Below are 11,872 nucleotides of genomic sequence, written 5' to 3' on the forward strand. Positions count from 1 at the left end.
AGTGGCTCGCGTTGTCGTCGACGTCATGCTCAAGCCCGAGATCCTCGACCCGCAGGGCAAGGCGGTGCACGGCGCGTTCGGCCGGCTCGGCTTCGACGGCGTGGCCGACGTCCGGCAGGGAAAGCGCTTCGAGATCACCCTGGACGGTGAGGCGACCGAGGAGCGCGTCGCCGAGATCCGGAAGGCCGCGGACACCCTGCTGGCCAACCCGGTGATCGAGGACTACACGCTGCACGTGGAGAACCAGTGAAGATCGGGGTCGTCACCTTCCCGGGCTCGCTCGACGACGCCGACGCGCGCCGCGCGGCCGCGGTGGCCGGCGCCGAGGCGGTCGCGCTCTGGCACGGCGACGCGGACCTGCACGGGGTCGACGCGGTGGTCCTGCCCGGCGGCTTCTCGTACGGCGACTACCTGCGGGCCGGTGCCATCTCCCGCTTCGCGCCGGTGATGGACACGATCATCAAGCGGGCCGGCGAGGGGATGCCGGTGCTCGGCGTCTGCAACGGCTTCCAGGTGCTGTGCGAGTCGCACCTGCTGCCGGGCGCGCTGATCAAGAACCACCACCGCAAGTTCGTCTGCAAGGACCAGAGGCTGCGGATCGAGAACAACCGCACCGCGTGGACCGGCGACTACGACGCCAACCACGAGATCACCATCGTGCTGAAGAACCAGGACGGCTCCTTCGTCGCCGACGAGGCCACCCTGGACCGTCTGGAGGGCGAGGGCCGGGTGGTGGCCCGCTACCTCGGCAACCCGAACGGTTCCTACCGCGACATCGCCGGCATCACCAACGAGCGGGGCAACGTGGTCGGCCTGATGCCGCACCCGGAGCACGCCGTCGAGACACTGACCGGCCCGACCACGGACGGCCTGGGCTTCTTCACCTCGGTGCTGAAGGCCGTCGTCGCGTCCTGATGAGGTTCACCAGGCTGGTCCGCGCCGTCCTGCTGACGGCGGCGGTCCTGCTGCTGACCACCGGTACGGCGTCGGCGCAGCCTGCCGGTCTGTTCGCGAAGGTCGTGGTCATCGGCGTGCCCGGGCTGACCTGGAACGACGTGAAGGCGTCGCCTGAGCTGACCGCCCTGGTGAACCAGTCGCACGTCGGCTCGATCTCGGTGAAGACGGCGGGCCCGCACACCTGCCCGGTCGACGGGTGGCTGACGATCAGCGCGGGCACCCGGGCCTGGGGGAGCGTTCCCGACCAGCCCTGTGCCGCTCCCGCGGTGGCGAACGGCAAGGTGGCCGACTGGCAGGCGTACGTCGATCGTCAGGCCGAGCACCACACCGGGGCGCCGATCGGCCGCCTCGGCCAGACCGGGTACCCCATCTGCGGCTTCGGACCGGGCGCCGCGATCGCCCTGGCCCGCACGGACGGCACCGTCCGCCACTGGCAGCCGGAGTTCGACGCGTCCCAGTTGGCGAAGCCGGACTGCGGTGACGCGATCGTCGACGCCGGTGCGCTGCCCCCGCGCGAAGGCCGGGCCGAGGCGCGGCAGAAGGTCGCCGATCTGGTCGCGCAGGCACGCGCGGCCGGTGGCTGGGTGCTGCTGGTCGGTGTCAGCCAGGAGCTTGCGAATGCGCACCAGCAGCCGCTGGTCGCCATGCAGCTGCCGCCGGACAACGGGCCACGCTGGCTGACCAGTGACAGCACCCGTCGGCCGGGGCTGATCCAGCTCACCGACGTGACCGCGACGATCCTCAAGGGGCGGGACGCGGCAGAGGTCGACCCGGCGGGGTCCGCCAAGGCCGGTCCGCTGGACGGCAACGAAATCCACTTCACCGGGGACATCCACACCGACGCGGCTGCTGTCATCGAGGACCGGCTGGACACCAACGAGCGGTTCGAGCAGCCGCGGCCGATGCTGTTCGCGGTGGCGCTGACGATCGTCGCGGCCGAGGTGCTCGCGCTGCTCTGGTTCTTGTTCCGGCGCTCGCCCGCGTCCCGGCGTACCGCGGTGTTCACGTTGCTGATGCAGGGCGGGTTCTACCTGGCGGTCTTCCTGTCCACGCTGACCGTCTGGTGGCGCTGGCCGTCCCCCGGATTCTCCTTGTACTGCGTGGTTCTCGGGATCAGTGCGCTGTCGGCGGCGCTGGCGCAGGCGCTGTTGAAGCGGTACGCGTTCCTCGGCCTCGCACTGGCGGCGTACGTGATCCTGCTGGTCGACGGTGTGCTCGGTACGCCGCTCCAGGTCGGCAGCATGTTCGCGGACGGGCCCGTCATCGGTGGGCGGTTCTACGGCTTCGGCAACTCCACCTTCGCGACGCTCGCGTTCGGTGCACTCGTCACTGCGGGCTGGGCGGCGCAGAAGCTCCTCAGCAAGAGCAGGGTGCAGGCCGCGGTCGCCGTACTCGTCATCGGCGGCGCTGCGATCGTCGTCGACGGCAGGCCCGGTTGGGGGACGGACTTCGGCGGCATCATCGCGCTGACCCCGGCAGTGCTGCTCATGGCGTGGCTGACCTGGCGCGGGAGCATCTCACTGCGCGCTCTGATCGGTGTGGGCGTGGCCGGTCTGCTGGCCGTGTCAGCGGTCGCGTTCCTCGACTACCTGCGCCCGCCGGACCAGCGCAGCCACTTCGGCGCGTTCGTCGCTCGCCTCCTCGACGGCGACGTCAGCGACGTACTGATCCGCAAGCTGCAGATGGCAGTCCAGTTCTTCACCGGACCGTCGGGCTGGGCGATGCTCGTCGCCGTGATCGCCTGCATGCTGGCCACGGTCCTCCCGCAGCGTGTGCCGTCGGAGTCGTACCGCGCCTTCTACGACAGTTTCCCGATGGTCCGGCCGACGCTGCTCGCGCTGTCCACCTGCGGCCTCGTCGGCATGCTCCTCAACGACGCCGGTGTCGCACTGCCCGCGATCATGGTTGGTTTCGCCCTCCCGCTCCTGGTGGCCCATCTGATGGCCTCCCACCAGCCAGCTACCGTTTCACCTGAGTCCCACCTAGTGCAGGAGTCCTGAGTTGTCGACCGACACTGTGAGCAACGCAAGTAACACGCCGGACGTCGAGCAGCCGTGGGCTGAGCTCGGGCTGAAGCCGGACGAGTACCAGCGCATCCGGGACATCCTCGGGCGGCGCCCGACCAGCTGCGAGCTGGCCATGTACTCGGTGATGTGGAGCGAGCACTGCTCGTACAAGTCGTCCAAGGTGCACCTGCGCAAGTTCGCCGACATCCCGCAGGAGACCCCGGCCGGCAAGATGCTCGCCGGCATCGGTGAGAACGCCGGCGTCATCGACATCGGCGAGGGGTACGCGGTCACGTTCAAGGTCGAGTCGCACAACCACCCGTCGTACGTCGAGCCGTACCAGGGCGCGGCGACCGGCGTCGGCGGCATCGTCCGCGACATCATCGCGATGGGCGCCCGCCCGGTCGCCGTGATGGACCCGCTGCGATTCGGCCCCCTGGACGCCCCGGACACCAAGCGCGTGCTGCCGGGAATCGTGTCCGGCGTCGGCGGCTACGGGAACAGCCTCGGCCTGCCCAACATCGGCGGCGAGGTCGTCTTCGACCCGACGTACCTCGGGAACCCGCTCGTGAACGCGCTCTGCGTCGGCGTGATGCGGCACGAGGACCTGCACCTCGCGAACGCGACCGGCGTCGGCAACCAGATGATCCTGTACGGCGCCAAGACGGGCGGTGACGGGATCGGCGGGGTGTCGGTGCTGGCGTCGGAGACCTTCGCGGAGGGCGGCCCGACCAAGCGGCCGGCGGTCCAGGTCGGCGACCCGTTCATGGAGAAGCTGCTGATCGAGTGCACGCTCGAGCTCTTCGCCGCGAACGTCGTCGAGGGCATCCAGGACCTCGGCGGTGCGGGCCTGTCCTGCGCGACGTCGGAGCTGGCGAGCGCGGGTGACGGCGGGATGCGGGTGTCGCTGGACAAGGTGCCGCTGCGGGACGCGTCGCTCGCTCCGGAAGAGATCCTGATGAGCGAGTCGCAGGAACGGATGATGGCGTGCGTGACGCCGGAGAACGTCGAGGCGTTCCTGAAGATCTGCGCCAAGTGGGACGTCCAGGCCGATGTGATCGGTGAGGTCACCGACACCGGGCGGCTGGAGATCGACTGGCACGGTGAGCGCGTGGTCGACGTACCGCCGCGGACCGTCGCGCACGAGGGCCCGGTCTACCAGCGGCCGTACGAGCGTCCCTCCTGGCAGGACGAGCTGCAGGCCGACGGCGCCGAGAAGTTGCCGCGGGCAAGCAGCGGCGCGGAGCTGCGGGACACGCTGCTGACGCTGGTCGCCTCGCCGAACCTCTGCGACAAGTCCTGGGTGACGGACCAGTACGACCGGTACGTGCTCGGCAACTCGGTGCTCGCGCAGCCCGAGGACAGCGGGATGATCCGGGTCGACGAGACCAGCGGCCTCGGGGTCGCGGTGTCGACCGACTGCAACGGCCGGTTCGCGAAGCTCGACCCGTACACCGGCGCGAAGCTCGCGCTCGCCGAGTCGTTCCGGAACGTCGCGACCACCGGGGCCCGCCCGGTCGCGGTCACCGACTGCCTGAACTTCGGTTCGCCCGAGGACCCGGCGGTGATGTGGCAGTTCGCCGAGGCGATCCGCGGCCTGGTCGACGGATGCAAGGCGCTCGGCATCCCGGTCACCGGCGGGAATGTGTCGTTCTACAACCAGACCGGGGAGACCGCGATCCTGCCGACCCCTGTCGTCGGTGTGCTCGGGGTCATCGACGATGTCACCCGCCGGACGCCGATCGGGTTCACGGCCGAGATGGAGGGCCACCAGCTGTACCTGCTCGGCGAGACCGCGGAGGAGCTATCCGGGTCCGAGTGGGCGCACGTGATCCACGGGCACCTCGGCGGACGCCCGCCGGCGGTGGACCTGGCGGCGGAGCAGCAGCTGGCCGACATCCTGATCAACGCGTCCCGCGACGGGCTGATCGACGCGGCGCACGACGTCAGTGACGGCGGTGTCGCGCAGACCCTGGCCGAGTCGGTGCTGCGCGGCGGCGTCGGCGCGCGGGTGTGGGCGCCGGACGGGCTGGACCCGTTCCTGTTCCTGTTCGCGGAGTCGGCCGGCCGCGCGGTCGTCGCCGTACCGCGGACCGAAGAGGTGCGGTTCACCGACATGTGCACCGCCCGCCGCTTCCCGCACGCGAAGATCGGCGTGATCACCGGCGACACCCTCGACGTCCAGGACCAGTTCGAGATCCCCCTGACCGAACTGCGCGAGGCCTGGACCTCCACACTGCCGTCGGTTCTCAACTGACTGCCGCCTCGCGATGACCCGCGAGCAGGTCTGGGACGGTGCGGTCAACACGCGCGATCTCGGTGGCCTGCCCGCGGGTTCGGGACAGATCCAGCCGGGCCGCGTCTATCGGTCGGCGCGGCCTGACGGGCTCAGCGACCTCGGTCGGCGGCAACTGGCCGAGGCCGGGATCCGTACCGTCGTGGACCTCCGCAACGACGCCGAGCGGCTCGAGGTCCGGGTCATCGACGCCGTGGCCCAGCACCACCATCCGATCGAGGATCCGCACGACGAAGTCTTCATGGCCGAGTGGGGGCTGCGGCTGGACAGCCCGGCGTACTACGGCGACGTACTACGACGGTGGCCGGAGTTGGTCACCGGCGTGTTCGCGCGGATCGCGGACGCCCCTGTCGGCGGGGTGCTCGTGCACTGCAAGGCGGGCTGTGACCGCACCGGCATGATTGTCGCGATGCTCTTGTCGGTGGCTGGTACGCCGGTGGACTGCATCGTCGACGACTACGAGCTGGCCGTCCGCACCATGAATACCTACTACCAGCAGGACCCCGGTGCCGGCGAAGCGGGACGTTCCGCGGAGGCGTTGGAGAAGCATTGTGCGACCGCTCGAGCCGAGCTGGTCGCGTTCCTCAGGTCGGTCGACGTCACTGCTTTCCTCGCGTCCAACGGGCTGACGCACGACCAGCTCACCCGGCTACGGAATCGCATGCTTCTTCCCATGAGCTGAACGAGCGACGGGATCGCGGAGCGGCGACCGACTACGTACGCCGCTCCGCGGGCTGCATCAACCGACCAGCGCCACTCGCTCGGTGGCTACGGTGAGGACCTTGGTGAGGCCGGCCTTGTCCTGGGGGCGGCCGGCGACGGTGAGCTCGATGTAGGCGCGGCGGCCGTTTTCGAAGGTGTCGACGAAGCGGGTGGTGACCCAGCGCTGGCCGCGAGCGCCGTCGCGGTAGGTGTAGGTGATCTGCGTGTAGGCGACGCGCGGGGCGGACCAGCCGACCTTCGACGGTGCGGTGCCGTTGGTGCGGGACACCAGCTTGAAGCCGGCGACGCTGCGCAGCGCGTGGATGCGCTGGTCGGCGGCGCGCGTCGTGCTGACCTTGCCGCCGAGGCCGCCGTTGACGCGCAGCATCCAGGTGTTCGAGCTGTCGGTGAACTTCGCCTGCTCGCGGCTGAGCTGGGTGAACTTCCAGCCCGTCGGCGCGTACACCGCGACGTTGCAGTTGCCCACGCGGCCCCAGCACTTGTAGCCGAAGTGCAGGCTCGACGCCTTCAGCGCGGGCTTGGCGTGCGCGGTGACGGCGGCGGTGCGAGCCGGAACCGCGGCGTCGCTCGGCGCGATCCCGACGAACAGCCCCGCGGCGGCGATGATCGCGGCGCCGGCCAGAACGCGAGCGGTGAGCGTCTTCTTCATGTTTGTTTCTCCATCGTCAAGGGGGCTCCGTTCGGCCCGTCGAGATCAGAGATGACTCGATGCCGCGACGACGTTGAGTGCCGTTCTTGTGATCAGCGTCTCGCCAACCAAGCACTCCGGTGCGACGTCAGACGACGCCTTCCGGCGCGTCTGGCACACTCGAAGGGACGAGGTGAGGTGAGGCGGATGGCGGAGCGGCGGCCGGTGAAACCGGGCGATCTGATCGGGTACGCGACGGCGGCCGGTCAGGAGGCGCGGGAGGTCGCGGCCCGGCGCCGGATGGTCAATATCCGGCTCACCGACGAGGAACGGCGCGTCTGCACCGACGAGCTGGCCGAACAGTTCGCGATCGGCCGGCTCGACGAGACCGAGCTGCACCGCCGGGTCGACCTGCTGAACGACGCCGTCACGCACGGGGACCTGGAGCCGGTGTTCGCCGGTCTGCCGACGCCGTCGCTGTACAAGCCGGCGCCGCGCAAGCCCGGCCGGTGGCGGTGGGCGGCGTTCGTGGGCGCGGTGTGGGTGGCGCTGCCGTTCGCGCTGCTCGGGCTGGTGTTCCTGGTGTTCGGTCGCGAGGTCGCGGCGGCGATCTTCGGACTGCCCGCGCTCGCGTGGGTGTTCTTCACCTACCGCTGGGCGTCCCGGCCGCAGCGCGAGGAGCGTCGGCGCTCAGGCACCTAGCGTCGATTCCCGCGTGACCAGCTGGGCCGGGAGCTCCAGTACGCCGTGATGCGGCTTGCCGGCGATGGCTTCCAGCAGCAGCGTCGCCGCGCGGCGGCCGAGGTCTTCCAGGCGGAGGTCGACGGTGGTGAGCGGCGGGCGGCTGGCCAGCGCCATGACGGGCCAGTTGTCGTAGCCGGTGACGGCGATGTCCTCGGGGACCGTGCGCCCCAGTTCGCGGAGCCGGTCGCAGACGCCGCGGGCGATCTGGTCGCTGCCGCAGCTGATCGCGTCCGGGCGCTCACGCAGTACCAGGTCGGTGGCCTGGCGGCCCCAGCGTTCGCTCCACTCGCCGAAGAGCGGTTCGGTGCACAGATCGGCCGCGATGGCCTGGGCGCGCTCGGCGGCGGAGCGGTGATCGGCCGGGCCGGTGATGTGGGCGATGCGGGTGCGGCCGATCCCGCGCAGGTGCGTGATGGCCGCGGCGGCCCCGGCCGCGTCGTCGACGATCACCGAGGCGTCGGCGGGATTCGTCGAGGCGGCCAGCGCATAGACGACCGGTAGCGGTACGTCGATCGGCCGCCGCGGCTCGGTACGTCGGCCGGTGACGACGATGCCGTCGACGCCGCGCGCGACGAGCGAACGCAGGTAGGTCTGCTCCCGCAACGGGTCGTCGCGGGTGTCGCAGAGGACGGTCGCGAGCTCGCCGGCGCTGAGCACGTCCTCGACGCCGCGCATGATCGGGATGCTGAAGCGGCCCGAGCTGTCGGTGGTCAGCAGCGCCACGGTGAACGTGCGGCCGGACGAGAGCGCACGGCCCCGGGCATCCGGTGTGAACCCGAGCTGCGCCGCGGCCCGGCGTACCCGGTCTCGGGTTTCCTGGCTCAGCTGCCCGGTGTTGCTGAGCGCCTTCGACGCGGTTCCGGCGGAGACGCCGGCGAGCGCGGCGACATCCACCATCCGTACCGCTGGCCTCTTCATCAGGTTTCCTTCCGATCCTGCGCCGAAGCCTAGCAGGATCCCGCGGACAACCCTGCTGACCTGCGCTTTGATCTTGACCGGCGCGATCTGCAGTCCTACGTTGTCAACGACGGAAAACGTGTGCGGCCTTTCCGTCGGTGTGATGTCCGCCCCCGTCACCCGAAAGGCACACCCATGCCCGAACCCACTCCCGAAGGAATGCCCCGACGTGACTTCCTTGGTGTTTCCCTCGCCGCGGCGGCTGTCATGACCGCCGTCGATCCGGCCCCGGCCGAGGCCGCGCATCCGTCCGGGCCGCCGGCCGGCCGCGGCGGGCACTACGTCCCGCAGCGCGCCCCGCTCCGGCCGGTCCCGTTCCAGAAGCTCCCGCCCGGCGCGATCGAGGCGCGCGGCTGGCTCGCGCAGCAGCTCGACCTGCAGGTCAACGGCCTCTGCGGCCGGTACGACGAGATCTCGGACTTCTTGGTGTACGAAGGCAACGGCTGGGTCGACCCGGCGCAGAGCGCGTGGGAGGAGCTGCCGTACTGGCTGCGCGGCTTCGGCGACCTCGGGTACGTCACCGGCGACACCGGCGTACTGACCAGGATGCAGCGATGGATGGACGGCATCCTCGCCACCCAGGCGCCCGACGGCTGGTTCGGTCCGGAGCGGCTGCGGACCTCGCTGGAGAACGGGCCGGACTTCTGGCCGGGCATGCCGCTGCTGGCCGCGTTCCGGTCCTGGTACGAGTACTCCGGCGACGAGCGGGTCATTCCGTTCATGACGAAGTACCTGGGGTTCCAGAACACGCAGCCGGCGGAGGTGTTCAACCGCTCGTGGGGCGCGTTCCGCTGGGGCGACAACATCGACAGCGCGTACTGGCTCTACAACCGCACCGGGGAGCCGTGGCTGCTCGACCTGGTGACGAAGATGCACAGCGGGTCGGCGGACTACGTCGGTGGCATCCCCACCTGGCACAACGTCAACCTGGCACAGGGGTTCCGGGAGCCGTTGCAGTACTGGCTGCTGTCCGGTGAGGCCGAGCACCGAGCAGCGACGTACCGGAACTACTCGACCGTGATGGGGATGTACGGCCAGTTCCCGGGCGGTGGCTTCGCCGGCGACGAGAACTCGCGGCCCGGGTTCGTCGACCCGCGACAGGGCTTCGAGACGTGCGGGATCGTCGAGCTGATGCACAGCTGCGAGATGCTCACTCGCTTCACCGGTGACATCGCCTGGACGGACAGGTGCGAGGAGCTGGCGTTCAACTCGCTGACAGCGTCGTACGATCCGCGGCAGCAGGTGATGCACTACATCACCTGCGCGAACAGCGTGCAGCTCGACGACGGGCGCAAGCACGGGCAGTTCGAGAACCCGTTCGCCATGCAGGCGTACAAGTACGGCGTCCATCAGTACCGTTGCTGCCCGCACAACTACGGCATGGGCTGGCCGTACTACGTGCAGGAGCTGTGGCTGGCCACGACGGACAACGGCCTGGCTGCGTCGATGTACGCCGCCAGCAAGGTGACCGCGACGGTCGGAGTCGGCGCGGGCGAGACGGTTACCGTCGTACAGGACACGGAGTATCCGTTCTCGGACACCATCACGTTCACTGTGCAGACTGCGCGACCGGTCCGATTCCCCTTCTATCTAAGGCGTCCTGGCTGGACAGCTGACGCCACCGTGAAGGTCAACGGGCAGCCGGTACGCACGTCCGGCGACTGGATGAAGGTCGACCGCACCTGGCAGGCCGGCGATCGTGTCGAGCTCACCCTGCCGATGCGCACCACCACACGGGTGTGGGAGGACAACCAGCACTCGGTATCCGTCGACCGTGGTCCGCTGACCTACTCGCTGCAGATCGAGGAACGCTACGAACGCATCGGCGGCACCGACGAGTGGCCGGAGCTCTCGGTCTATCCGGAGTCGCCGTGGAACTACGGGCTGGTCGCGGGCGCGTCCTTCGACGTCGTACGGCGGCAGGCGGGCGAGAACCCCTTCACGACAGACGGTGTGCCGCTTGCGCTGACCACACAGGCCCGGCGGATCCCGCAGTGGGAGACAGACACCGAGGACGTCGTCGGACTGCTGCAACCGAGTCCGGCCCGGTCGGACGAGCCTGTGGAGACCGTGACCCTCATCCCGATGGGTGCGGCCTGTCTGCGGGTCACGTCTTTCCCGCAGGTCGCCCCTGACGGCAAGGAGTGGAGCTATCGCACCAGGATCACGGCGTCGCACGTGAACGACGGTGACTCGCTCGAGGCACCGGACTCCGGCCGTACGCCGCAATCCTCCGCGGACACGTCGATCCCGCGCTTCACCTGGTGGGACCGGCGCGGTACGACGGAGTGGATCGAGTACGACCTGCGCTCGGTCCGAGAGCTGTCCCAGGCGTCGGCGTACTGGTTCGACGACACCGGCTCCGGCCAGTGCCGCGTGCCGCAGTCGTGGCGGGTGCTGTGGCTGGACGGGGAGACGTGGCTGCCGGTCCAGAACTCCACGCCGTACGACGTGGCGGTGGACCGGCTCAACACGACCGCGTTCACGCCGGTGCGGACGCAGTACGTCCGGGTGGAGGCCGTACTGCGTCCGACGTATTCCGGAGGCTTGCTCCAGCTCCTGTTTACCTAGCCGGTGCGGCGTCGACGTACAGCGTGACCACACCCGGTCCGTAGGTCGATGTGTCGTGGACGTACCAGGTGCCGGGGGCGGACTTGAGCGGCTTCAGGTTCGGGCCGTCCCCGGTCAGGTACTCAACGCGTGCGCCGCGGCTCGTCACCAGCGGTTCACATGCGCGAGATTGCAGCTTCCTGCAGCTTTCCGTGTGGGTTCGATGACCGCGTGTGCCTGCGACAATGAGGCGGGGCAGTCGAGGGGGAATCTGTGGAGAACGACCCGGCGCTGGAGCACGCGCTTCTGGAGCACCTGCGGTTCGCGCCGTTGAGCCGCGCGGAGCTGGTCCGCCGTACCGGCGCGAGCGACGGGCGGGTGCAGGCCGCGCTGAACGACCTGATCACGGGCACGTTCGTCGCCAAGCGCCCGCAGGACTCCGGCCCGCCGGACTACGAGCTGACCAAGGCCGGAGCCGGCCGGCTGAAGCTCATGGAGGACCTGGTCGAGTCGCCGCTCAAGACCATGGCCAAGGTGTTCGGCTCGATGGCCGTCCAGGTCGTCCGGCCGCCGCAGCCGCCGGGGACTCCGCTGCAGAAGCTACGGCTGTCCGACGACGACCGGTCCGTGTGCACGACCGCTTTGGCGGACCAGTTCGCCGCCGGCCGGATCGACCAGGCGGAGCTCGACCGGCGGACGGATCTGCTGTACGCCGCGCGGATCCGGTCGGACCTGGACCCGGTCTTCGAGGGCCTGCCGCTGCCCACGCTGGCCGCGCCGTACCAGCCTCCCCCGGGGACGCAGCCTCCCAACTGGGCGACGATCCTCTGGATCGCGCTGCCCGTGGTCGTCGTGAGCGCGATCATCCTGGGCCACGCTCTGACGTCCGGCGCGAGCGCCGTCACGGTGCTGCTCTTCCTGCTCCTGGTCGGCGCGAAGATCGCCTGGACGTACCGCGGACGACGATTCCGCGAGTGACCCATCTTCGTCGTGGTGGCCCGAAGTCGTGAA

Annotated in this window: 11 protein-coding genes; 8 read left to right on the plus strand and 3 right to left on the minus strand. The window is 69.8% G+C overall.

All coding sequences use genetic code 11. The annotated features are described in order from the left end of the window. The first annotated feature begins 1 nt into the window (after window position 1). Genes purS through AB0I12_RS19495 form a run of 5 tightly spaced genes read left to right on the plus strand, consistent with a single transcriptional unit; the run spans window position 2 to window position 5,941 of the window. Window positions 2-250, plus strand: a complete 249-nt coding sequence (gene purS, locus AB0I12_RS19475) for a phosphoribosylformylglycinamidine synthase subunit PurS (RefSeq protein ID WP_131283676.1) — start codon at window positions 2-4, stop codon at window positions 248-250. Then, window positions 247-915, plus strand: a complete 669-nt coding sequence (purQ, locus tag AB0I12_RS19480) for a phosphoribosylformylglycinamidine synthase subunit PurQ (protein ID WP_359931309.1) — start codon at window positions 247-249, stop codon at window positions 913-915. The genes purS and purQ overlap by 4 nt, the downstream gene beginning before the upstream one ends. Continuing rightward, on the plus strand, window positions 915-2,957 hold the full coding sequence (locus AB0I12_RS19485) for a hypothetical protein (RefSeq protein WP_359931312.1): 2,043 nt from the start codon (window positions 915-917) through the stop codon (window positions 2,955-2,957). The genes purQ and AB0I12_RS19485 overlap by 1 nt, the downstream gene beginning before the upstream one ends. A gap of 1 nt (window position 2,958) precedes the next feature. Next, window positions 2,959-5,220 (plus strand): phosphoribosylformylglycinamidine synthase subunit PurL, encoded by a 2,262-nt coding sequence (gene purL / locus AB0I12_RS19490; RefSeq protein WP_359931315.1) that lies wholly within the window; start codon window positions 2,959-2,961, stop codon window positions 5,218-5,220. Between the two features lie 13 nt (window positions 5,221-5,233). Then, window positions 5,234-5,941: a tyrosine-protein phosphatase gene (locus AB0I12_RS19495; RefSeq protein WP_359931317.1), complete on the plus strand. Its 708-nt coding sequence runs from the start codon at window positions 5,234-5,236 to the stop codon at window positions 5,939-5,941. A gap of 57 nt (window positions 5,942-5,998) precedes the next feature. Here AB0I12_RS19495 and AB0I12_RS19500 read toward each other — a convergent pair whose 3' ends face one another. Then, complete coding sequence (locus AB0I12_RS19500) at window positions 5,999-6,631, minus strand: hypothetical protein (protein WP_359931320.1); 633 nt, start codon at window positions 6,629-6,631, stop codon at window positions 5,999-6,001. Window positions 6,632-6,817: 186 nt separating this feature from the next. On the opposite strand from AB0I12_RS19500, the gene AB0I12_RS19505 reads away from it, so the two are divergent. Continuing rightward, entirely contained in the window at window positions 6,818-7,312 is a 495-nt protein-coding gene (locus AB0I12_RS19505; RefSeq protein WP_359931323.1) for a DUF1707 domain-containing protein, read from the plus strand. On the opposite strand, the gene AB0I12_RS19510 is transcribed toward AB0I12_RS19505, so the two are convergent. Beyond that, complete coding sequence (locus tag AB0I12_RS19510; RefSeq protein WP_359931326.1) at window positions 7,301-8,272, minus strand: LacI family DNA-binding transcriptional regulator; 972 nt, start codon at window positions 8,270-8,272, stop codon at window positions 7,301-7,303. The two genes, AB0I12_RS19505 and AB0I12_RS19510, sit on opposite strands and share 12 nt — an antisense overlap. A 246-nt stretch (window positions 8,273-8,518) precedes the next feature. Here AB0I12_RS19510 and AB0I12_RS19515 point away from each other — a divergent pair, with 246 nt between their 5' ends. Continuing rightward, window positions 8,519-10,882 carry a beta-L-arabinofuranosidase domain-containing protein gene (locus AB0I12_RS19515; protein ID WP_359931329.1) on the plus strand — a complete coding sequence of 788 codons (2,364 nt, stop codon included), beginning with the start codon at window positions 8,519-8,521 and terminating at the stop codon, window positions 10,880-10,882. Here the strand turns inward: AB0I12_RS19515 and AB0I12_RS19520 are convergent. After that, on the minus strand, window positions 10,875-11,030 hold the full coding sequence (locus tag AB0I12_RS19520; protein WP_359931332.1) for a hypothetical protein: 156 nt from the start codon (window positions 11,028-11,030) through the stop codon (window positions 10,875-10,877). The two genes, AB0I12_RS19515 and AB0I12_RS19520, sit on opposite strands and share 8 nt — an antisense overlap. A gap of 104 nt (window positions 11,031-11,134) precedes the next feature. Here AB0I12_RS19520 and AB0I12_RS19525 point away from each other — a divergent pair, with 104 nt between their 5' ends. Continuing rightward, entirely contained in the window at window positions 11,135-11,839 is a 705-nt protein-coding gene (locus AB0I12_RS19525; RefSeq protein ID WP_359931335.1) for a DUF1707 domain-containing protein, read from the plus strand. Window positions 11,840-11,872 lie beyond the last annotated feature (33 nt).

Origin of the sequence: Kribbella sp. NPDC050459 (assembly GCF_040655315.1) — a bacterium.
Classification (GTDB): domain Bacteria; phylum Actinomycetota; class Actinomycetes; order Propionibacteriales; family Kribbellaceae; genus Kribbella.